General features: G+C 66.1%; 18 protein-coding genes and 1 tRNA gene. 8 read left to right on the forward strand and 11 right to left on the reverse strand.

Features of this window, described 5'->3' with window-relative positions:
• On the reverse strand, positions 1–2,052 hold a 2,052-nt coding region (locus tag RIA72_RS16785; protein WP_350033215.1), incomplete at its 3' end, for a cadherin-like domain-containing protein.
• 486 nt (positions 2,053–2,538) lie between these two features.
• Here RIA72_RS16785 and RIA72_RS16790 point away from each other — a divergent pair.
• Positions 2,539–3,018, forward strand: a complete 480-nt coding sequence (locus tag RIA72_RS16790; RefSeq protein ID WP_350033216.1) for a PilZ domain-containing protein — start codon at positions 2,539–2,541, stop codon at positions 3,016–3,018.
• A gap of 81 nt (positions 3,019–3,099) precedes the next feature.
• Here the strand turns inward: RIA72_RS16790 and RIA72_RS16795 are convergent, their stop codons facing one another.
• The 4 genes from RIA72_RS16795 to RIA72_RS16810 form a co-directional block, all read right to left on the reverse strand.
• Entirely contained in the window at positions 3,100–4,029 is a 930-nt protein-coding gene (locus RIA72_RS16795; RefSeq protein ID WP_350033217.1) for an acyl-CoA dehydrogenase family protein, read from the reverse strand.
• On the reverse strand, positions 4,029–5,180 hold the full coding sequence (locus RIA72_RS16800; protein ID WP_350033218.1) for an acyl-CoA dehydrogenase family protein: 1,152 nt from the start codon (positions 5,178–5,180) through the stop codon (positions 4,029–4,031). The genes RIA72_RS16795 and RIA72_RS16800 overlap by 1 nt, the downstream gene beginning before the upstream one ends.
• Positions 5,181–5,279: 99 nt before the next feature.
• Positions 5,280–6,158, reverse strand: a complete 879-nt coding sequence (locus RIA72_RS16805) for a LysR family transcriptional regulator (protein ID WP_350033219.1) — start codon at positions 6,156–6,158, stop codon at positions 5,280–5,282.
• Between the two features lie 191 nt (positions 6,159–6,349).
• Positions 6,350–6,424 (reverse strand) — tRNA-Gly (locus RIA72_RS16810).
• 191 nt (positions 6,425–6,615) lie between these two features.
• On the opposite strand from RIA72_RS16810, the gene RIA72_RS16815 reads away from it, so the two are divergent.
• Together RIA72_RS16815 and RIA72_RS16820 are read left to right on the forward strand one after the other, a co-directional pair.
• Positions 6,616–7,527: a tetratricopeptide repeat protein gene (locus RIA72_RS16815; protein ID WP_350033220.1), complete on the forward strand. Its 912-nt coding sequence runs from the start codon at positions 6,616–6,618 to the stop codon at positions 7,525–7,527.
• Positions 7,527–8,177 (forward strand): LON peptidase substrate-binding domain-containing protein, encoded by a 651-nt coding sequence (locus RIA72_RS16820; protein WP_350033221.1) that lies wholly within the window; start codon positions 7,527–7,529, stop codon positions 8,175–8,177. Before RIA72_RS16815 ends, RIA72_RS16820 begins: the two co-directional genes overlap by 1 nt.
• Positions 8,178–8,183: 6 nt before the next feature.
• Here the strand turns inward: RIA72_RS16820 and RIA72_RS16825 are convergent, their stop codons facing one another.
• Complete coding sequence (locus RIA72_RS16825; RefSeq protein WP_350033222.1) at positions 8,184–8,873, reverse strand: sigma factor; 690 nt, start codon at positions 8,871–8,873, stop codon at positions 8,184–8,186.
• 108 nt (positions 8,874–8,981) lie between these two features.
• Positions 8,982–10,223, reverse strand: a complete 1,242-nt coding sequence (locus RIA72_RS16830; RefSeq protein ID WP_350033223.1) for an FAD-dependent monooxygenase — start codon at positions 10,221–10,223, stop codon at positions 8,982–8,984.
• A gap of 122 nt (positions 10,224–10,345) precedes the next feature.
• Between RIA72_RS16830 and RIA72_RS16835 the strand changes: the two genes are divergently transcribed.
• From RIA72_RS16835 to ribA, 4 genes are all read left to right on the forward strand, one after another.
• Positions 10,346–12,661: an FtsK/SpoIIIE family DNA translocase gene (locus RIA72_RS16835; protein ID WP_350033224.1), complete on the forward strand. Its 2,316-nt coding sequence runs from the start codon at positions 10,346–10,348 to the stop codon at positions 12,659–12,661.
• Positions 12,662–12,853: 192 nt separating this feature from the next.
• Entirely contained in the window at positions 12,854–13,498 is a 645-nt protein-coding gene (locus tag RIA72_RS16840) for a LolA family protein (RefSeq protein ID WP_350033225.1), read from the forward strand.
• A gap of 446 nt (positions 13,499–13,944) precedes the next feature.
• Complete coding sequence (locus RIA72_RS16845) at positions 13,945–14,739, forward strand: exodeoxyribonuclease III (RefSeq protein WP_350033226.1); 795 nt, start codon at positions 13,945–13,947, stop codon at positions 14,737–14,739.
• A complete protein-coding gene (ribA, locus tag RIA72_RS16850) occupies positions 14,736–15,803 on the forward strand; it encodes a GTP cyclohydrolase II (protein WP_350033227.1) in 1,068 nt (355 codons plus the stop codon). Before RIA72_RS16845 ends, ribA begins: the two co-directional genes overlap by 4 nt.
• An 89-nt stretch (positions 15,804–15,892) precedes the next feature.
• On the opposite strand, the gene RIA72_RS16855 is transcribed toward ribA, so the two are convergent.
• The 4 genes from RIA72_RS16855 to RIA72_RS16870 all read right to left on the reverse strand — a co-directional run bounded on the left by RIA72_RS16855 (position 15,893) and on the right by RIA72_RS16870 (position 19,376).
• Positions 15,893–16,699 carry a LytR/AlgR family response regulator transcription factor gene (locus RIA72_RS16855; protein WP_350033228.1) on the reverse strand — a complete coding sequence of 269 codons (807 nt, stop codon included), beginning with the start codon at positions 16,697–16,699 and terminating at the stop codon, positions 15,893–15,895.
• Positions 16,696–17,820, reverse strand: a complete 1,125-nt coding sequence (locus tag RIA72_RS16860; RefSeq protein WP_350033339.1) for a sensor histidine kinase — start codon at positions 17,818–17,820, stop codon at positions 16,696–16,698. The genes RIA72_RS16855 and RIA72_RS16860 overlap by 4 nt, the downstream gene beginning before the upstream one ends.
• A gap of 64 nt (positions 17,821–17,884) precedes the next feature.
• Entirely contained in the window at positions 17,885–18,406 is a 522-nt protein-coding gene (locus RIA72_RS16865; RefSeq protein WP_350033229.1) for a winged helix-turn-helix transcriptional regulator, read from the reverse strand.
• A gap of 85 nt (positions 18,407–18,491) precedes the next feature.
• Positions 18,492–19,376 carry a glycosyltransferase family 2 protein gene (locus RIA72_RS16870; RefSeq protein WP_350033230.1) on the reverse strand — a complete coding sequence of 295 codons (885 nt, stop codon included), beginning with the start codon at positions 19,374–19,376 and terminating at the stop codon, positions 18,492–18,494.
• 126 nt (positions 19,377–19,502) lie between these two features.
• Here RIA72_RS16870 and RIA72_RS16875 point away from each other — a divergent pair, with 126 nt between their 5' ends.
• The gene (locus RIA72_RS16875; protein WP_350033231.1) at positions 19,503–21,596 is read left to right on the forward strand and encodes a RelA/SpoT family protein; all 2,094 of its coding nucleotides are present in this window, start codon (positions 19,503–19,505) and stop codon (positions 21,594–21,596) included.
• Positions 21,597–21,736 lie beyond the last annotated feature (140 nt).

A 21,736-nucleotide genomic window follows, 5' to 3' on the forward strand; every position in this document is an offset into this window, starting at 1 on the left:
GTCGCCGTCGCCATCGGTGATCGTATAGGTAAAGGTCTCGGTCAGCGTTTCGCCCGCCGAAAGCCCCTGCACCGGCTGCGCCGCATTGTTGAGGACATAGCTGTAACTGCCGTCGGCGTTCAGCGTCAGCGTGCCATAGGCACCCGCCAGCGGTGCCCCCACGCTGCCGCCGGCCAGCGCCGTGACGCTCGCGCCGTCGGCGCCTTGAGTGTCGGCGACGCCGTCGGTCGCATTGGCGTCGCCGCCACCCAAGCCCCTCAAGACATTCCCATCCGCCGTCAGCGGCCCATCCTCGGTCACGCTGTCGGCGTCGTCGCGCGCCGTCGGCACATCGTCGACAATCAGAATGTCGAGCGTATCGGACCCCGGATCGCCGTCGGCATCGGTGACGGTGAGGTCAAAGCTGACCGTCGTGCCGTCGCTGTCCAGCGTGTTGTCGATCAGCGTGTAGACATAGGTAATCGACCCCGCACCGGTCGCGGGGTCATAGCTGTAGCCGGTGACGACGAGCGTGCCCATGGCGTCGCTCGACACCGTCTGCGGCAGCGATCCGGGCGTGAGCACCGTCCCGCCGAGCGAAACGCTGCCGACGCCGTCGATTGCGGTAAAGGTGATGGTGCCGCTGGTCGACGCACCACCACCTCCGCCCCCGAAGGCCGAACCCGGGGTCTCGCCATTGCGGCCCGGCAGGTCGGCTTCGTATACGATGGTACCCCCATCGCCCCCTCCATCGCCGGGGACAAAGGTGATGACGGTCGGCGAATCGGCGATACCGATGGTCAAGGTCGCGGTCGAGGTATCGCCGTCACCGTCGGTAATCTGATAGGCGAAGACATCGTCGACGCCGCCCGGCGTGCCGGGATTGCGAACATAGGAATAGCTGCCGTCGGCGTTCAGCGTCAGCGTGCCATATTGTCCCGTCACCGTACCCGGTGCCGAAAAACCGCCCTCGCCGCCCGCGGGGCGAACGCCCGTCAGCGTCGCGCCGTCGGCGCCTGGCGTGTCGATCCCCGCCGAACCGCTGGTCGTCCCCGCGCCGGTCAGCACATTGCCCGTTTCGGGCGCAAAGCTGCCCGCCGCGACCGTATCGGTATCAGCGCGCGCGGTCGGCACATCGTCGATGACATCGATCGTCAGCGTGGCGGTCGCGCTATCGCCGTCGCGATCAGTGATCACGACCGTGAAAACGTCGGTCAGATTGGCATTCGCGTCGGTGTTGTCGGCAAGCGTATAGCTGTATCCAACACTACCCGGCGTCAAGCTGGTGATCGTCAGCTGGCCGAGCGGCGTCGTGACGACCTGCCCGACCGCGGTGATCGCGGTCCCGTTGATCGTGATCGCGCCGAGCCCGTCGGCGACGTCGTAAACGATCGTTCCGGTCGTGCTTTCGCTGTTCGCGGCGCTGTCGCTGCCCGCGGGCTCCCCTCCACGAGCCGGCAGACCCGCCTCGTCGACGCTCGCCGTAGCGGCCGTCGCCCCGGCGGGCTGGTCGGGCGTGACGATGACGACTTCGGGTTCTTCGTCGGGCACGTCGGGCAGCAGCTCGCGATCTTCGGGCTGCGGAAAGGCGAGCTCGGTATAGGGCAGCAGGTCGCCGAGCGCATAGGCGTCCTGGATCGGTCCTTCAGGATCGGCGAAATTGCCGCCCGAGCTGCGGATGCCCGCTTCGGGGTTGAAGTCGGCAAGGCCTTCGAGAAGCTGCGCGACCGTGCTCGCCGGCACCGTATCGCCGTCGACGACGATCGCGGGCACGTCGACCGCGCCGTTCGGGACGATAAGCACCTGCCCGTTCGGCAGCGTGACGATGAGGTCGGTGCCCGAGACGCTGATGTCGTCGATTGAGGCACCCGCAGGCAGCACGATCCGCCCGCTGGCATCGGGGACGAGGATCGCCTGGATCGCCAGCGGCATCGCCGAAGCGGTCGCGGTGGCCCGCGCCGTGGCGGAAAGAAGGTCGCTGCCCGCAACGGCTCCGCTCGATTGGTCGGTCGGCAGGCCGTCGCGCTGGAGCCCAGCCATTCCGTTCCGGGCCGGATTGTCAAAAGCGTCCATGTCCATTTCCCTCGAGCGCACTTCGCCCTGCCGCGAAAGCGGCACGGCAAATTCTTCCAATGTCAGTGCGACCCACAGTCCGAGCGACTCGGACTATCCCCACGAGCAAGGAGAGCATGGAATGTTGCGTCTCCGCAAGCTTGTTAACAATTTTTTAGGAAGTTAGCTGCGCGAGAGGGGCGTTGACTTCACCGCTCCGCCACATGGACAATAATTACTTATTTTACAGTGTAATAGCGAATATTTCGGTCCGATCCCGTCTGAAACCCTTCTCGATTTCGTCCCGATCAGGGGCATTTTTTCCATCAGCCATCCTGGCGTGATGCGTGCCGGACGGATAGAACTAAGCCAATTATTAACCTGCGGTTGGGTCGATTCAACGCTGTGACCGCCGAACGATCGTCCCGGCGCACCGGCCCACTTCCCGCGCACGAAAAGGCAATGTTAAGCTTGGCTTGCCATGGTTCGTCCGCAAAGGAGACGGGCGTGCCGCAACTGCTGGCGCATATCATCGAGCCGACCGAGCGCCGTCGGATGCACCGCCGCACGCTGCGGCTCGATGTCGCGGCGCAGACGGCCGCCGCCGAGGCGCTGGTGGTCATCCGCAACCTGTCGCGAACCGGGCTGTTGATCGAGACCGGCGCCGGGGTCCAAGTGGGCGAAACCTTCATCCTGGTGCTGCCCGAAGCTGGGGCCACGCCGGCCCGCGTCGTGCGCGGCGACGGCCGGATATTCGGTTGCGAGTTTCTGTCGCCGATCCCGGCGAGCACGATCAGCGCGGCGCTGCTCAAAACCGCTCCCGAAGCGGGGACGGACCCAGCCCCGGCCGGCGCCGAGACGCGCACCGACGGAGCGTCCGGCGCCCGAGGCGCCTTTCATCCCTTTCTGTTCGCGGCGTTGACCACGGCTTTCACCGCGGCCGTGTTGCTCTTTATCGTCGCGCTCGCCTCGCTCACCTTCTCCTGACGCGGCAGGGCCACAATCGGGAACCCCCATCCTCCGCTGCTCCCGCCGGCCGCTGTGCCGCGGCGCATCAAGGTTGGCGGCCTACCGCCCGACAGCGCCGGACAGCCAATGAACGCTCGGCGCCGTATCGGCGAGGCGCGCTTGCCCCAACCGCTCGTCCCAATAGCTTTCCGAACCCTCCGAACCACGCCAGTAATGCAGGCGCCGCGTCAGAAGCTGGATGTCGCATTCCTCGCTGATCCCGATCGCGCCATGAACCGCATGGGCCGTAGCGGCAATCAGCGGCGCCGCCGCCGAAGTCATGGCTTTCGCGGTCGCCACGGCCTCGATAGTCGGCGGCAGCGGCGATGCGAAGCCGATCTCGGTCGCGACGCGCGCCGCCACACAATGCTCGGCCATGAGGGCAAGCTGCTGCTGGATCGCCTGCTGCTTGCCGATCGGCCGACCGAACTGGACGCGCTCATTGGCATAGCGCACCGTCGCTTCCAGAAGCGCGCCCGCGGCGCCCGCGATCGCGGCGGCGCGCATGAGCGCGACAAGGGGGCGAAGGCCGCCCGCAGGCGCCGGACCGACGAGTGAGGACGCCGCGCGGTCGGTCTTGGCATCAAGGGGGGTCAGAAAGAGCGCGCCTTCGGATTCAAAGAGCCCAAGATCCGCCGCCTCGATCGTCGTGCCGGCGCCAAGCGCCGCGCGCGACGAGGCGGCCCTGATCGGCGCACGCGGCGCGGTCTTGCCGCATGTCGCGAAAAGCCAGCGCGCGACGATCGTGTCGCCGACCGGCAGCGGAAGCGCTTGACGTGCGGCCGCCTGCACGAGCGGCGCCACCTCGGAAAGCGAGAGCCCAGCCCCCCCGGCGCTCTCGGGAACGAGGGCGTCGAGAAACCCCGACGCGTCGATTTCGGCCCATACACCGGCGTAATCCGCGCCGCGTTCGATCGCCCGTACCGTCGCGGGCGGGCAGCTCGCCGCGAGCATCCGCGCGAAGGGCGCCGCGAGATCCATCTCGTCCATCACCGCAGCCCCATTCCGCGCGCGATGATCCCGCGCAGGATTTCCCGCGTCCCGCCGCGTAGCGAAAAACTGGGCGCCACCTGCGCGATATAGGTCAGCGTGCGCAGGAGTTCGGGATCGACGGGTTCGTCGGGGCGCGACGCCAGATCGTCGGCGATCGCAACGGGCATGTCCTGTTCGAGCGCGGTGCCCAGATCCTTGACCAGCGAGGCTTCGACCACGGGGCTTTCGCCCCTGGCGAGCAGCGCCGTGCAGGCGATCGACATCGCGCGCAGCGTCGCGAGCCGCGCGGTGAAACGACCGACCAGACACGCAGCGGGCCCCTCCCGCACGCCCGCGCGTTGCAGATGGCCCACCCAGGCGTCGAACAGCACGATGCTCGAATAGATGCGCTCAGGACCGCTGCGCTCGAATGCCAGTTCGGCGTTGACCTGTTTCCAGCCTTCGCCCTCGGTCCCGATCAGGGCATCGGCCGGAAGGTCGACATTGTCGAAAAACACCTCGGCGAAATGCGCGTCGCCGGCAAGGTCGGCAATCGGGCGAACGGCGACGCCCGGCGCGCGCAGATCGACGATGAGCTGCGAAAGGCCGCTGTGCCGGTCCTCGGCCGTTCCCGATGTGCGCACGAGAGCGATCATATAATCGGAGTGCGGCGCGTTGGTGGTCCATATTTTCTGACCGTTCAACCGCCACCCCGATGCCGTCCGCTCTGCCCTGGTCCGCACGCTTGCAAGGTCCGACCCCGATCCCGGCTCGCTCATCCCGATGCAAAAGAACAGATCGCCGCGGCAGATGGGCGGCAGAAACCTCTCGCGCTGCGCCTCGGTCCCGAAATTGAGGATCAACGGCGCGCTTTGGCGGTCGGCGATCCAGTGCGCCGCGACCGGCGCGCCCACCGCAAGCAGTTCCTCGACGACCACGAAACGCGCAAACGGTCCGCGCTCGCCGCCGCCATAGCGTTTCGGCAGCGTCAGACCGAGGAAGCCCGCTTTTCCGAGTTCGCGGCTGAATGCGGCATCGAACCCCTGCCACGACCGCGCCCGGACATCCGCGGGCACGCCTTTGGTCGACCGCGCGGCGAGAACGCGGATGGCCGGTCGCAGCGCCTCGTCCTCGGGCGGAATCGCCTGGAGGGACATGCTATCGAACATCTCGCGGCATCCTTGCTCGGGCATCTCGAAGGGAGACGTGTTGGGACAGTGGAGATCGCCGTACAATAATTCCAATAGTATTCGGCCGGTCCATGATAGCTATTGACTATCGACGCCCGCCATCGCGACCGCAAAGAAATTGCGCGCCAGCGGCGAAGCATCGTGCCGCATCGCAAGGCCCGTCGCGATCGGCACGGGTCGATCGAGCGCGCGCAGAACCACACCCTGCGGGACGAAGCGCGCCATCCGCGCCGGAACGAGCGATACTCCGAGACCCGACTGGACGAGGCTCAAGATCGTCTGCACCTGCACCGCCTCCTGCGCGATCTCTGGCACGAAACCCGCGTCCTGACATGCCAACAGCGTAACGGCATGAAGAATGCTCACCGGACTGTGGACGATGAAGGGGTCGCCAGCGAGCTGTGCGAGCGCAATCGGCGCGTCGCCCTCGCCATGTCTGGCCTCGGGAAGTGCCGCGACGAGGACATCGCGCTCGATCACCGACAATTGCAGCGCGCCGCAACGCACGACGGGCAGGCGAACCAGCCCGGCATCGAGCTCGCGAGCCTCGATCGCCCGGGCGATGTCGGCGCTGGCCATTTCGGCAAGTTCGAGCTCCGCCCCGGGGAATTTCGCCCGAACGGCCGGGATGATCCGCGGCAGCAATTCGCTCACCGCCGAACCCACGAAGCCGACGCGGATGCGCCCGCTCTCGCCCCTGGCGCCCACGCGCGCAATCTCCCGGATCGCTGCCGCCTGATCGAGACTCTCGCGCGCCGATGGAAGAATGGCGGCACCCGCCGCAGTGAGCGTTGCACCGCGATTGCTGCGATCGAAAAGCCGCACGCCCAGCTCCTCCTCAAGCTTCCGGATCGCGACGGTCAGCGGCGGCTGCGAGACGTTCAGCCGCTCGGCAGCCCGGTTGAAATTCCCCGTTTCGGCGATGGCGACGAAATAACGAAGCTGGCGAAGATCCACGATAGCGTCCGTATATCGGGAGCGGAACATTCGATATTAGGCGTCCGAACGGCCGCCGCCTAGGGGTCATCGCCGCATGATCGGAACAGCACTCGGCCGCATCGATTTTTAGATAGAGGTAGCGGGATTTGCGTGGCGCAGAGAACGCCCTAACGACCGCGCCGCCAAGCCCATGAAAACGGCGGAAATACTGGAGCGGGCGAAGGGATTCGAACCCTCGACCCCAACCTTGGCAAGGTTGTGCTCTACCCCTGAGCTACGCCCGCTCTGGCGGCTGGCGTCCGTGTGGGGCCAGCGGGTGAGGCGCGCGATTAGCACCGGCCTTTTGACTCGGCAAGCCCTGATTGCGCATTTTCTCCGAAGGGTTGGCATATCGTCCGCAAATCCCACATAAGCGGCGCATGAGTCTTTCCCGCCAGTGCGGAAATGGCGCCCATCGAAACAGGAGCACCCCTTTGTGGCCACTCTCGGTCTGAATCCCCAGGACAAGGAAGCCGTCGAAGCTTTTCGCCGCGATGTCGTCGAGCCGTCGATGACGAGCCTCGTCATTCTCGATTTCTGGGCCGAATGGTGCGGACCGTGCAAACAGCTCGCCCCCGTACTCGAAAAGGTCGCCGCCGACTATGCCGATAAGGGCGTCCTGCTCGCCAAGATCGATGTCGACGCGAATCGCTTTATCGCCAGCCAGTTTCAGGTCCAGTCGATCCCGACCGTCTATGCCATCTTTCAGGGCCAGCCGGTCGCCAATCTGACCGGCGCGCGCAGCGAAAGCCAGCTGAAGTCGATGCTCGACCAGCTGCTCGCGCAGCTGCCGATCGAAAGCGCCGCTAAGGAGCGCGCAGTCGAGATCGCGCCGCTGATCGAAATGGGCGAAGGTGTGCTCGCAGAGGGTGACGGCGCCCGCGCGGCGGGAATCTTTGGCCAGATCGTCGAGATGGCGCCCGACAACGCCGCCGCGCACGGCGGCCTCATTCGCGCCATGCTGCTCGCGGGCGACGTCGCGGGCGCGCAGGCGGCGCTCGATGCGCTTCCCGACGAACTTGCTGCCGACCCCGCGATCGCGCAGGCGAAAAGCGCGCTGGCGCTGGCCGCCGACGCGCCCGATTCGGGCGAACTCGCGGCGTTCGAGGCGGCGATCGCCGCGGATCCGGACGATCATCAGGCGCGCTTCGACCTCGCCGCCGCGCAGATCGGCGCAGGGCAGCGCGATGCCGCCGCCGACAATCTGCTCCACATCATCGCCGCCGACCGCGACTGGCAGGAGGGCGCGGCGCGCGCCAAATTGCTGGCGCTGTTCGAAGCGGTGGGACTGGAAGACGCGTGGGTCGCGGCGCAGCGCCGCCGCCTGTCGCTGATCCTGTTCGGCTGATGGGCGCAACCGCGCCCTTGACCATCCAGCGGATCGCGATTTTTCCGCTCACCGGCGCAGTGCTGTTTCCGGGGCTGCACCTGCCGCTCCATATCTTTGAACCGCGCTATTCGGCGATGGTGCAGGAGGTGCTGGCCCGCGACCGGCAGATCGGCATGATCCAGCCGCGCCAGATTCCCGGCGAAGAAGATCGCGAGCCCCCGGCGCTGTACGACGTCGGATGCGTCGGGCGCATTGTCGATGTCGAGGCGCTCGACGAAGGCCGGTTCAACCTGGTTCTGGAGGGCATCGCGCGTTTTCGCGTTCGCCGCGAACTCGACGTGACGACGCCGTTCCGGCAGGTCGAGGCCGAAATCGAACCGGAGACGGAGGATGACGCCGTGCTGGCGAGCATCGAGCGCGCCAGCCTCGAGCGCGAGGCCAAACGCTTCGCCGCGCGGCAGGGCTATGTCGTCGACTGGGATTCGGTGGGCCAGCTCGACGACGAAACGCTGGTCAACGGCATTGCACAGGTCGCCCCCTTCGATGCCGCCGCGAAGCAGGCCCTGCTCGAAGCGACTCCGATCGACGCGCGCGCCGAACTGGTGATCCAGCTGATGCAGTTTTTTGGGCGCTTCGACAGCGACGACGGGCGCGCGACACTGCAATAAGCGCGGTCAATGCGTCTTGGGCGTGGCGGCGTGGCGGACAATGTCCGCGAGCGCGCGGCGAACGATGTGTCGCTCGCTCTCGCGCAGCCGGTCGGCGGATTCGATGAACGTCAGATGGCGCCGGACCAGCGCGCTTTCGGCGGCGATCCGCGCCGCGACCCGTCGATCACCGCCGCGCAGCGCGGACGCGCGGCGATCCGCCCACTCGCCGATCAGCCGTTCGGCGGCGCAGCCGGCGAGATGGTCGGCGGCGGCGCGTTCGACTCCGGGTTCGGCCGCAGTGTCGATCAGCCATTCGCTGGCATCCTCCACCGGCAGGGCGTCGAGCGAAAGCGTCGCCGCCGCCCGCCGCTGCCCCGCGCGCCGCTGGTCGCCGTGGAGGCGGTGGCGGAGCGCCTGCAATTCGGCGCGGAACTGCCAGTTCACATAGGTGGTGAAGCGGGCGCGGGCGGGATCATAGCGTTCGGCGGCGCGATGCAGCGCGATCGCGCAAACCTGAGCCGCGTCCTCGGCCACGTCGGTGAGGCCATAGATGCGCGTGAAATAGCGGATGCGCGGAGCCACGAGCGCGGCGAGGCGCACGAAGGCGCGGTCGGCAAGCGCGCGATGGCGCGGCCCCGGCGCCGCCTCAAGCGCGGTTCGCGCCTCGATATAGTCGATGACAGCTGTTTCCAGCGCGTCGCTTTTCGTCGCCATGACCTGTCCCCATCCTCGTTCGGCCGCCAGGCCGCACGGCGGGGATAGGACATCATGCTTTGCGGCGGGTTGCCGGCTCCCTACGTGGAAATACCTAGGGTCAGGACCCTAAACTTCCTCGCCGCCGAGCAGGCGCGGCAGGTCGCCCGCTTCGCCCCGCGCTTCGTCCATGAAAAAGCGTTTGAGCATCGGCATGTGCTGAACCGCGCCAAGGCCCGAGCGCCGCACCGCGGCGGCCGCGCGGCCGGGAACGCCAAACAGGCGCGTGAGCCCGTCGGTGGCGAGGCTGACCATCAGATTGTCGAGCCCGCGCCAGCGCTGGTAGCGCGCAAGGAGCGCCGCGTCGCCAAGGTCGAGCCCGAGCCGCGCGCCCTCCACGAGCACTTCGGTGAGCGCCGCGACGTCGCGCAGGCCGAGGTTCAGCCCCTGCCCCGCAATCGGATGGATGCCGTGCGCGGCGTCGCCGACGAGCGCGATGCGCCTCGCAACGATCGACGCGCTGTGATGAAAGCCGAGCGGATAGGTCATGCGCGGCGCGACGAGCTGCATCGCGCCCAGTACGCCCCCAGCGCGCTTTTCGAGTTCGGCCGTGAAACCGCGCTCGCCGAGCTTGGCAAAGCCGGGGCCGTCCTTTTCGGAGACGGTCCAGACAAAGGCCGAGCGATGCCGCCCCTCGGCATCGTCGACGAGCGGCAACAGCGCGAACGGACCCGAAGGATAAAAGATTTCATAAGCGACATGATCGTGCGGGCGCGAATGCGCGACGGCGCCGATCATCGCATGGTGGTGATAGGACCAGCTGGCGATATGAAATCCCGCCGCCTCGCGCGTCGGCGAGCGGCGCCCCTCGGCAACGATCAGGAGCGGCGCGGCGAGCCGCATTCCGTCGGCGAGCGTCAACGTGACGCCATGCGCGTCGATCGTGCGCGACGCCACCGTCGCGGGCATGGCCAGCCGGACGAGCGGCGCGTCGGCGAGGGCGTCGGCGAGCGCGAGCCGAAGCTGGCGATTTTCGACCATCGTGCCCAGCGGCGATTCATCCTCGGCGGCACCGAAATCGAGGGCGCCGCCACGGCCGCCGTCGGGTGCGCCGTCGCCGACCCGGATCGTGTGGATCGGACAGCCGTGCCCCGCAAGGCGGTCCGCAAGGCCCAGCACCTTGAACATCTGCCATGTCGCGCTGGCGATCGCCGACGCGCGGCCGTCGAAGCCAGGCGCGATGGTGGCGCGCGGATCGGCGGGGTCGACCACCTGTACCGAAAGCCCGTGATGCGCGAGCGCAAGCGCGAGCGCCTGCCCGACCAGGCCGCCACCCGAAATCAGGACATCGCTGCGCAAAGTGTCGCTCATGTCGCCGCCCTAGCGCGCGGCGAAGCGGTTGGAAAGGGCGCGGGCGGCCCGGCCGCGCGCTTGACGGCGAGTCCGCCCCATGCGCATATCGCCTTGGTAAACATAAAGGGACAAAAGAGAGCATGGCTAGCCGCAAGGCCGCACCCGCAAAGGCCGATTGGCGTACGGTTTTCCGCCAGAGCATCGCGCGGTCGATCGTCATCGCGGCGGCGGCGGCGCTCGGCCTGTTCACCCTGTTCCTGACGCTTGCGTTCGCAACCTACGACAGCACCGACGCCGCGCTCAACACCGCCGCCGCGGGCACCGCCGCGAACTGGATGGGCAATGCGGGTGCCTGGTTCGCCGACATCGGCCTGTCGATCGGCGGCGTCGGCGTCGTCCTGCTGCTGCCGCTGCTCGCGATCCTCGCGTGGCGGATGTGGAAGGGCGAGGCGCAGCCCCACTGGCCGCGCCAACTGTCCTACAGCTTCATCGGCATCCTGTTCGTCGGGCTCGGCGCCGAACTCTGGTCGCCGGCGACGAACGCGCCGATGCCCGCGGGCTGGGGCGGGATCATCGCGCTGCTCGTCGGCGGCGCGATCACGCCGCTGTTCGCCAGCGCGGGCGAACCCGCCGCGGCGCTGATCCGCTTCGCCACGATTTTGCTGCTGATCGGTATCGGACTGTTCCTCGCTTGGCGCGCGCTGCGGCTCGAAAAGGGATGGGCGTCGCGACTCCGCCTTCCCGCCAGGGAGGCAAGCCGCGTGATCGAACCGCCACGCGGCGCGCCGCTCGCTTCGGAAAAGGCCTCGGAGATGGGCGAACGGACCGTACGGCCGCGCGCGGTTGCCGAGCCGGTCGACCGCGCGCCGCCCGAGATCGCCGAGCCGGTGCAGCGCACCGCCGTGTCGAAACCCAGGCCCAAGCCGCAGACCGAACTCTTCACACATTATCAGCTGCCATCGATCGACCTGCTCACGCCCGCACCCGAACGTCCGGCGGGGCAGATCGACAAGGCGGCGCTCGAACGCAATGCGCGGCTGCTCGAATCGGTGCTCGAGGATTTTCAGGTCAAGGGCGTCGTCACCGCGGTGCGTCCCGGCCCCGTCGTCACCATGTACGAGCTCGAACCCGCGCCGGGCACAAAGGCCAGCCGCGTATCGAACCTCGCCGACGACATTGCGCGCAACATGTCGGCGCTGTCGGCGCGCATCGCGCCGATCCCCGGCCGCACCGTCATCGGCATCGAACTGCCCAATGCGCATCGCGAATCGGTGGTGCTGCACGAAATCATCGGCAGCGCGCTGTTCCAGGATCATACCGGATCGCTTCCCATCATCCTCGGCAAGAATATCAGCGGCGATGCGATGATCGCCGACCTCGCGCCGATGCCGCACCTCTTGATCGCGGGTACGACCGGATCGGGCAAGTCGGTCGGTCTGAACGCGATGATCCTGTCCTTGCTCTATCGCCTTGGCCCCGACCAGGTGAAGATGATCATGATCGACCCCAAGATGCTGGAACTCAGCGTCTATGACGACATTCCGCACCTGCTCGCCCCCGTCGTCACCGAGCCGAAGAAGGCGATCCGCGCATTGAAATGGGCGGTCGAGCAGATGGAAGACCGCTATCGGATGATGTCGTCGCTGTCGGTGCGCAACCTTGCGGGCTATAACGACAAGGTCCGCGCCGCGCTCGCCAAGGGCAAGTCGCTGGGCCGCCGGGTCCAGACGGGATACGACCCCGACACCGGCCAGCCGGTCTATGAGGAAGAGACGCTCGATTACCAGCCGCTGCCGCAGATCGTCGTGGTCGTCGACGAACTCGCCGACCTGATGATGACCGCGGGCAAGGAGGTCGAATTCCTGATCCAGCGGCTCGCGCAGAAAGCGCGCGCGGCGGGTATCCACCTGATCCTCGCGACGCAGCGCCCCTCGGTCGACGTCATCACCGGCGTGATCAAGGCGAATCTGCCGACGCGGATCAGCTTCAACGTCACGTCAAAGATCGACAGCCGCACGATCCTCGGCGAAGCGGGCGCCGAACAGCTGCTCGGCAAGGGCGACATGCTCTATGTCCCCGGCGGCAAGCAGATCACGCGCATCCACGGCCCCTTTGTGTCCGATGACGAAGTGCGCGCGGTCGCCGATCACTGGAAGGGTCAGGGGCGCCCCGACTATATCGAAAGCGTCACCGAAGACCCCGAAGATGGCGGCTTCGCACTCGAAGGCGCGCCCACCGGCGGCGACAGCGCCGAGGACCGCATGTATGCCAAGGCGTGCCAGATCGTCGCCGAAAGCCAGAAGGCCTCGACCAGCTGGCTGCAGCGGCAACTCCGCATCGGTTACAACAGCGCCGCGCGCCTGATTGAACGGATGGAGGAAGAGGGGCTGGTGAGCCCGCCGAACCATGTCGGGCGCCGCGATGTCCTTACCGACCAATATGGCCAGCCGCGGTAGGAAGTTTGACCGGGTTGATGGCTCTTCACCATTCGTCATCCCGGCGAAGGTCGGGATCTCGACCTCGCGCTTCAAATGCACCGGTGAGATCCCGGCCTTCGCCGGGATGACCGAGGGATGAAATGACGGTTCACTACGGGTTCAAAGCGCAGAAGCCAGAGACAGATTCCCGATTACAGAATTGAGAGCCAGATGATCTTTTCGACCAAGCTGACCCGTATTGCCGCTATCTTTCTCGCGCCCGCCGCCGCCGCAGGGCTCACTGTCGGCGTTCCCGCAATCGCCCAGTCGGCGAACGCGCTGGCGTCGGTCCAATCGCACCTCAAGGCAACGAGTTCGATGACCGCCGACTTTGTCCAGACCGACCGCAACGGCCAGCGCGTGTCGGGCAAGCTCACGCTCAAGCGTCCGGGCAAGATCCGGTTCCAGTATCAGAAGGGCGTGCCGCTGCTGATCGTCGGCGACGGCAGCCGGCTGACTATGATCGATTATGAGGTGCGGCAGGTGCAAAGCTGGCCGGTGAAGAACTCGCCGCTCGGCGCCCTGCTCGATCCCGACCGCGACCTCGCGAAATATGCCAAGCTGCTCCCGACGGGCAACACGGACGTCGTGAGCGTCGAGGTCAAGGATCCGAAGCGCCCCGAATATGGTACGATCACCATGGTGTTCGTCCGCGACGGATCGGCTCCGGCGGGGCTGCGCCTGCGCGGCTGGGTCGCGCTCGATTCGCAGAACAACCGGACGCGGATCGACCTCAGCAACCAGAAATTCAACGTCGCCGTCGCCGATTCGGCGTTCCGCTGGACCGATCCGCGCCCCAACCGCCGCGGGCGGTGATCCGCCGCGCATCGGCCGCAGGGCCGACCAAACGCGAATCGCGGCCGATCCCGGACGAACGGGCGTCAGGCATCGACGAACGACAAACAGGGGCGCCGGACACCGCCTTTCGTTCAGCTTCGCGACAGGGAAGGGGCGCTATTCCAACACTCGAAGGCGCCAACATGGCCCCCGGATTTGGGTTTCCCCCTGTTGCCCCACCCGGGCTGCCCGGCACCTTCATTCAAGAGCGTGACGAACGCTGACCTTGAACCCCCGTTCCACCGCCCCTGGGACGGGGGTTTAGTTTGTCCGGCGAATTTTGCCGCTGACGCGGCGGAGCCGCACCGCCCCGCTTCCCCGCCCAGCCTCCCTACAGCCTATCCTGAAATGGGAGGCTGGGCGGGGGAGCGGGGCGGTGCCGCAATCGCATTGCGAACAACGTCACGCGCCGATAGAGCCGACCCATGACTCGCACCAGCATTGCTTCGTGGAATATCAACAGCGTCCGCGCCCGGATCGGCATCGTCGAGAAATTCCTGCGCGAAGAAGCCCCCGACATCCTGTGCCTTCAGGAAACGAAAGTCGAATGCGGGCTGTTCCCCAAGGGCATGTTCGAGGCGCTCGGCTATCGGCACATCGTGACGCATGGCCAGCGGATGCACCATGGCGTCGCGATCGTCAGCAAGCTTCCGCTTGCCGATGTGCGCAAATATGACTGGCAGGCGAATGGCGAGGCGCGCCATATCGGCGTCACGCTGCCGTCAGGCGTGCGGCTCGACAATGTCTATATTCCCGCGGGCGGCGACATTCCCGACCGCGATCTCAATCCCAAATTCGGTCAAAAGCTCGATTTTTTCGGCCGGATGACCGAATGGTCGGGCGCTCTCAATGGCACGCCGACGGTGCTCACCGGCGATTTCAACGTCGCACCGCTCGAAAGCGATGTGTGGAACCACAAGGCGCTGCTCGATGTCGTCAGCCACACGCCGATCGAGGTCGAAACGCTCGCACGTTTGCAGGCGGCGTCGGATTGGGTCGATCTTGGCCGGCATTTCATTGCCGCGCCCGCGCCGCTCTATACCTGGTGGAGTTATCGCGCGAAGGATTGGGAAGCGTCGAACCGCGGCCGCCGCCTCGACCATATGTGGGTGACGCCCGACCTTCAGGACAAGGCGGTCGCGCACCGCATCGTCCGCCCGGCGCGCAGTTGGGAACGGCCGTCGGACCATATCCCGCTGATCACCGAGTTCGCCTTTTGAGCGGGGGCGCGGCCGAGCAGGGCGCCCGGCAGGCAGCGCGCGCGATCGACGCGCTGCGCCGCGGCTGGCCGCTGCGGGTCGCGGGCGCCGACGGGACGCTCGACCTGCTCGCGGTCGAAAGTGCGCGCGACGGAAATTTTGCGGCGTTCGCCAGCGGCGACCTGCTTTTGTCGGGCGAACGCGCGGTGACGCTGAAACTCACCAACCAGCGCGCCGCGGCGGCGCCCGGCCCGGTGCGCCTTGCCGACGCCGCCGATACGGTCGCCGCGGCGCTGGCGGTCGCCGACCCCGCGCTCGACCTCGCGCATCCCCTGAAAGGGCCGTTCCGCACCATTGCAACCGGCGGCGACGTAGCGGCGGCGGCGGCGATGACGATGGCGCGCCATGCCGGACTGCTCCCCGCCTTTTTCGTGCGCGCGGCGGCGGGCGAGGCCGAAACGCAGTGCCGCGCCGACGACGTCGCGACGCTGCTCGATCCCGCGCGGCTCGACGTCGCGGCGCGCGCGCGGCTGCCCGTCGCGGCGAGCGAGAGCGCCGAGATCGTCGCCTTTCGCTCGCCCGAAGAGGCGTCGGACCATGTCGCGCTGGTGATCGGTCGGCGCGACGGCAATCCGCCGGTCGTCCGGCTGCACAGCGAATGTCTGACCGGCGATGTGCTGGGCAGTCTCAAATGCGACTGCGGACCGCAGCTTCACGCGGCGCTTCACGCGATGGCCGACGCGCCGTGGGGGGTGCTGCTCTATCTCCGGCAGGAAGGGCGCGGCATCGGACTGGTCAACAAGCTGCGCGCCTATGCGTTGCAGGATCAGGGATATGACACGGTCGACGCGAACCTGCGGCTCGGCTTTCCGGTCGAGGCGCGCGATTTTGCGATCGCGGCCCGGATGCTGGAATTGCTCAACATTCCGCGCATCCGGTTGATGACGAACAACCCCGAAAAGGTCGCGCGGCTGGAGACGGAGGGTGTCGGGGTTGTCGAGCGTATCCCGCTCGCGCTCCCGACCAATCCGCACAACGCGCACTATCTCGCGACGAAGCGGGACCGGACGGGGCATCAGCTTTAAAACTCGTCGCCCCCCGCGAAGGCGGGAGCCGCTATCGGCGTAGCGCAAGGCTGGCAGCGGCCCCCGACTTCGCGGGGGCGACGGTTAAATCAATGCACGAACCGCGCCACCACGTCGCGGTAGCTGCGGCTGACCTTCACCTGCGCGCCCGATCCAAGCACGAGGAAGCATTCGCCATTGGTGTGCGGCTTGACCTGCTTGACTTGGCTCAGATTCACGATCGTCGAGCGGTGGACGCGCTGAAAATTGCGCGGGTCGAGCCGCTTTTCCAGATCCTTCATCGTCTCGCGCAGGATCAGGCTGTTATCGGCGGTATAGATGCACATATAGTCGCCCGCGGCATCGATGCGTTCGATGCTGTCGACATCGACGCGGAAAATCTGGCCGCGATCCTTGATATTGATCATCTTTTCATAGCGATCGGACGAGAGTGCGTCGGCTGCCGTCTCGGCGCCAAACTCCTCGACGGCCTCCGGCGCGACTTCGGCGAGCACGGTCTTCAGCCGCTCGACTTCGGCGGCGCCGCGCTTTTCGGAGAGCCGCTGACGCACCCGGTCGAGCGCATCGGCGAGCCGTTCGGGCTCGACGGGTTTGACCAGATAATCGACCGCCTGTGCCTCGAACGCGCGGATCGCATGGTCCGAATAGGCGGTGACAAAGACGACCAGCGGCGGCTCCACCTCCATCAGTCCCTGAATCACCGAAAAGCCGTCGAACCCCGGCATCTGGATGTCGAGGAAGACAAGGTCGGGCTTGTGCGTCTTGATCTTTCGGATGGCCTCGCGGCCGTTCTGGGCGGTGTCGACAACCTCGACATCCGAATGCGCTTCGAGCCGCAGTTGCAGGCCCTGGGTCGCCAATTTTTCGTCATCCACCAGGATGGTTCTGATCGTCATGTGCCTTCGGTTCCAATTCTTGCTTGCCCATCGGGCTGGAACGGAAACTCGATCACCACCGTGAAGCCGCCCTCAGCGCCCAGCTGGGCGTCGAACCGGTGCTGGTCGCCAAATGCCTGCGCCAGGCGGTCCCGGATGTTGGCTAAACCCACGCCGGTCGATTCCGTTGCAACGCCCGTGGTGGGGTCGGTGCGCTCGCCTGACAATCCCGCGCCGGTGTCGGACACGGTGATCCGGACATTTTGACCGGCCAGCTGTGCAGAGATGGTGATGTCGGCGCCCTCTTCCTGCGGCGTCACCGCATATTTGATGGCATTTTCGATGAGCGGCTGGAGCAAGAGCGAGGGCAGGCGCGCGCGCGCCACCGCCGGGTCGATCGCGAAATGCGGGCGCAGCCGGTCCTCGAAACGCATTTTTTCGATATCGAGATACAGCTTCAGCGTCTCGATTTCCTGCGCCAGCGTGACCTGCGCGGTCGGCTCGTTGGCGAGCGTGTAGCGGAGGAAGGCCGACAGGCGCGATAGCATCGCATTCGCGGGCTCGGCCTGTTTCAGCAGCACGAGCGTCGAGATACTGTTCAAGGTGTTGAACAGGAAATGCGGATTGAGCTGATAGCGCAGCATCGCGAGCTGCGCCGACGCCGCCTGCGCTTCGAGGCGGAGCACGCGGTCGTTCTGCTCTTCCAGCTGGAGGAAATAATTGATGGCGAAATAAAGCGCCGACCAGGCGGCAAGCGAGGTCGCGTCGATATACATCGCGCCGAGCAGCAGGCTGGTAAAGCCCGCCTCGCTGGCCGGATTCTGGATCTGCGCGACCCAGGCGTCGATGAACGCCCAAAGCGCCGTCGCGAGGCCGGCAAGCCCGAAACTGACCCCCCACATGAGCAGCGGACGGCGGTTCATCAGCGCGCGGTAACAGACCGACAGGATCAGCGTCAGCGAAAAGCCGGTGATCGCCGAAATCGTCTGCGGAATGAAGAAGCTGAACGCCTGCCCATTGGCAAGGCCCGATACGCCGCGCAGGCCGAGCCACGCGGCCCAGCCCAATATCTGAAGGTTCCAGAAAGCACGGACCTTGTTATCGAAAAAGGGACCGGGCGAAGTCAGTCGAAACAGCGGCATGGGGGTCCGGGCGATGGCGATGGTCAACGGCCGCGCACGACGAGGCGGGCGGCGGCGCGGCGGATCATTCCGCCGCGACCGGCGCCGCGGCGCCATCGGCGCGCACGCGCGCCTGACCCAGCGGTTGAAGCTCCGACCGATGCTTCCACAGCAATTCCTTGTAACCGATCACCCGGCCGTCATGCGCGGTCAGCCCGACGGGGCCGATCGGCTGTTCGTCGCGCGCGTCGACAAGAACGGGTGTCGAGGGAACGCCGGCGCCCCATTTTTCGCCCCACTGCCGCAGCGCAATCATCGCGGGGAGCAGGTCGATGCCCTTTTCGGTAAGCTGATACCGCACCTTGCGCCGATCCTCGGCCATGACTTCGCGCGCCATGATGCCATGGTCGACCAGCTTCGACAGCCGGTTCGACAGGATGTTGCGCGCGATGCCGAGTTCCTGCTGGAACTCCTCGAAATGATGGACGCCGTTGAACGCCGCGCGCAGGATCATGAAAGACCAGCGTTCGCCCATCGCCTCAAGGGCCAAGGGCAATGCGCAATTGCCACCGTTCAGATCGTTCAAGACTTCGCGTAATTTTCCCATGCCCAAAGCCCTAACGTAAAATCGCCCAACGTGCCAAAAAAATATAGAGGCTGCGTTGCGTTTCGCAACGGGAATCGCCCGCCGTTCAGGCGGTGAAGCGGTTGCGCGCGACGACGAGCGACCAACGCGCGAGCGCGGGCAGCCGCACAACGACCGGCGCCGGGTGCGCGCGAAAGGCGCGGCCGACGAGGTCGAGCCGCCACCGCCCCTGGCTGCGCAGCGCAAGCCCGACGAGGATTTCGCTGCGGATGCGTGCGGGCAGCGTAGCGGGAAGTGCGCGTTCGACGATTTCGGCGGTCAGCGCCTGAATCTCATCGGACCGCTGATTGGTCAGGCTGCCGCCATGCTTGCGGTAGATATACAGATCCTCGTGCAGCGCGACGAAGCGGAAACGCTGCGCTGCGCGAAGCCAGAAGTCATAATCCTCGACGCCGAAGAGCCGGACGTCATAGCCGCCGAGCGCTCTGGCCACGCGCGCGCGATACAGGAAACAGGCGCCGATATTGTTGCCATATAGCAGCCGTTCGACCGGCCCCACCTGCGCCCGGCCAAGTTCGCGGCCATCCTCGTCGATGAGCATGAAGTCGGCGTGGACAATGTCCGCGTCCGGGTGCGTGTCGAGCGTCGCGACGAGACGGGTCAGCATGTGCGGGCGAAGCAGATTATCGTCCGAGGTCCAGCTGTGAAGCTCGCCGCGCGCGGCCGCAAAGCCGTGATTGAGCGCTGCCGGCAGGCCCTGATTGGCCTTCAGCCGCACCAGCCGTACGCGCGGGTCGCGCGCGGCGGCGGCGGCCATGATCGCGGGCGAATCGTCGCGCGAGGCGTCGTCGACCAGAATCAGTTCGAAATCGGTGAAATCCTGGGCAAGGACCGATGCAATAGCGTCGGCAAGCCAGCGTGCGCCATTGTGCACGGGCATGATCATCGACACGCGCGGCGGCGGTGTCGAATCAAGAGCTTCGGTCCCCATCTGTCGCCTGTCCTAGCGGCGACGCACAATGCTTCCAACGCGCTTTACCAAAATTGCCGATGTCTTCTGTACGGCGCACGCAAATTTCGCATTGCAATATGGGCGGCAGGGGCGACATTGGGGCCGATGTTGCGTCAATATGAACTTGTCGAGCGCGTGCGCGCTTATGATCCCGACGTCGACGAGACGCTGCTCAACCGCGCCTATGTCTTTACCGTCCAGAAGCATGGCAGTCAGAAGCGCGCGTCGGGCGACCCCTATTTCAGCCATCCGGTCGAAGTCGCGGGAATCCTGACCGACCTGCACCTCGACAGCGAAACGATCGTCACCGCGCTGCTTCACGACACGCTCGAGGACACGCTGACGACGCCCGAGGAGATCGAACGGCTGTTCGGACCCAACGTCGGCCGGCTGGTCGATGGCGTGACCAAATTGAGCAAGATCGAAGCGCAGACCGAGAATGAACGCGCGGCGGAAAATCTGCGCAAATTCCTGCTCGCCATGTCGGACGACATCCGCGTGCTGCTGGTCAAGCTTGCCGACCGGCTGCACAATATGCGGACGCTGCATTTCATCCAGAATCCCGACAAGCGCCGCCGCATCGCCAGGGAGACGATGGATATCTATGCCCCGCTCGCCGAGCGGATCGGCATGTACGAATATATGCGCGAGATGCAGCTGCTCGCCTTTCGCGAGCTCGAACCCGAAGCCTATGCGACGATCACCGGCCGCCTTGCCAAGCTGACCGCGGGCGGCAAGGACAAGGTCGCAGCGATCAGCCGCGAGTTCAAGGAACTGCTGTCCGCCGCAGGAATCGAGGCCGAAGTGTCGGGGCGCGAGAAGCACCCCTATTCGATCTGGCGCAAGATGCAGGAACGCCACGTCAGCTTCGAACAAGTGACCGACATCATCGCCTTTCGCATCGTCACGCCGACCGACGCCGATTGCTATGCCGCGCTGGGCGAAATCCACCGCAAGTGGAAAATGGTCCCCGGCCGGTTCAAGGATTATATTTCGACGCCGAAGCGCAACGGATATAAATCGCTGCACACGACGATCATGCACCAGCAGAATATGCGCATCGAAATCCAGATTCGCAGCATCGGCATGCATCAGGAATCCGAATTCGGCCTTGCCGCGCACTGGGCGTATAAACAGGGCGGCAGCGCCCCCGACGGCCAGGCGGGGTGGATCCGCGACCTGATCGAAATCCTCGAACAGACGCACGATCCCGACGAGCTGCTCGAAAATACGCGCATCGCAATGTATCAGGACCGCATCTTCGCCTTTACGCCGAAGGGCAGCCTGCATCAGCTGCCCAAAGGCGCAACGCCGGTCGATTTTGCCTATGCCGTCCACACGGGGCTGGGCGACCGCACGGTGGGGGCCAAGGTCAACGGGCGGCTCGTGCCGCTCCGCACCCAGTTGGTCAACGGCGATACGGTCGAAATCCTCTCGTCGGACAAACAGACGCCGCAACCCGCGTGGCTCGGCTTCGCCGTGACCGGCAAGGCGCGCGCGGCGATCCGGCGTCACGTCCGGTCAAAGGAAAAGATCGAACTCGCGGCGCTCGGCCGGAAAATGTACGACGAAATCGTCGCGCGCCTGCCGAACAAGGTCGGCGACAAGGCCCGCGCAGCAGCGCGCGAACGGCTGAAGCTCGACGACGACACGGCGCTCTATGTCGCGATCGCCAAGCAGCGGCTGACCGACAACGCCCTGCTCGAAGCGCTCGTCCCCGGCATCACCGCCGAGATGAAGACCAAGCCCGGCAAGCTCGTACAGGGTGCCGCGGTGTCGATCGCCGGCCTGACCCCCGGCGTCGCCTATCAGCTCGCCGATTGCTGCCACCCCGTGCCCGGCGACCGCATCGTCGGCCTCTCACGCCCCGGCGAGGGCATCGAAGTGCATGTCATCGACTGCCCGAGCCTCGCCGACGGGGTCGATGCCGACTGGATCGACCTGCGCTGGCAGGAGGATAGCGAGGGCGGCAATGCGCGGCTGTGCATCGTCATCCTGAACGAACCCGGCACGCTCGCCGAAATGTCGGGCATCCTCGCCGCCAATTCGGCGAACATCACCAATTTGCGGCTGTCGAACCGCGAAGGCGGTTTCCACACCTATGACGTCGTCGTCGAGGTACGCGACGTCCAGCATGTGATGCGTATCCTTTCGGCGCTGCGCGCGTCGGACAGCGTGGTGCAGGCGGAGCGGTTATAGGTTCGCGACGTCTGTTGTGGGGTGGGAAGCTGCCACACCCATATTCGTCATCCCCGCGAAAGCGGGGACCCAGAGCGTGCGTAGGCTGACCCCACACTGGGTTCCCGCTTTCGCGGGAATGACGAAGTTATAAGAACCGA

It is taken from the genome of Sphingopyxis sp. (genome assembly GCF_040216815.1).
Lineage (GTDB): Bacteria > Pseudomonadota > Alphaproteobacteria > Sphingomonadales > Sphingomonadaceae > Sphingopyxis.

Coding starts and splice junctions, on each gene's coding strand:
- RIA72_RS16795 (WP_350033217.1), bottom strand. CDS start 4,029: ATGGACGAGATGGATCTCGCGGCGCCCTTCGCGCGGATGCTCGCGGCG.
- RIA72_RS16800 (WP_350033218.1), bottom strand. CDS start 5,180: ATGTTCGATAGCATGTCCCTCCAGGCGATTCCGCCCGAGGACGAGGCG.
- RIA72_RS16820 (WP_350033221.1), top strand. CDS start 7,527: ATGGGCGCAACCGCGCCCTTGACCATCCAGCGGATCGCGATTTTTCCG.
- RIA72_RS16825 (WP_350033222.1), bottom strand. CDS start 8,873: ATGGCGACGAAAAGCGACGCGCTGGAAACAGCTGTCATCGACTATATC.
- RIA72_RS16830 (WP_350033223.1), bottom strand. CDS start 10,223: ATGAGCGACACTTTGCGCAGCGATGTCCTGATTTCGGGTGGCGGCCTG.
- RIA72_RS16835 (WP_350033224.1), top strand. CDS start 10,346: ATGGCTAGCCGCAAGGCCGCACCCGCAAAGGCCGATTGGCGTACGGTT.
- RIA72_RS16840 (WP_350033225.1), top strand. CDS start 12,854: ATGATCTTTTCGACCAAGCTGACCCGTATTGCCGCTATCTTTCTCGCG.
- RIA72_RS16845 (WP_350033226.1), top strand. CDS start 13,945: ATGACTCGCACCAGCATTGCTTCGTGGAATATCAACAGCGTCCGCGCC.
- RIA72_RS16855 (WP_350033228.1), bottom strand. CDS start 16,699: ATGACGATCAGAACCATCCTGGTGGATGACGAAAAATTGGCGACCCAG.
- RIA72_RS16860 (WP_350033339.1), bottom strand. CDS start 17,820: ATGCCGCTGTTTCGACTGACTTCGCCCGGTCCCTTTTTCGATAACAAG.
- RIA72_RS16865 (WP_350033229.1), bottom strand. CDS start 18,406: ATGGGAAAATTACGCGAAGTCTTGAACGATCTGAACGGTGGCAATTGC.
- RIA72_RS16870 (WP_350033230.1), bottom strand. CDS start 19,376: ATGGGGACCGAAGCTCTTGATTCGACACCGCCGCCGCGCGTGTCGATG.
- RIA72_RS16875 (WP_350033231.1), top strand. CDS start 19,503: ATGTTGCGTCAATATGAACTTGTCGAGCGCGTGCGCGCTTATGATCCC.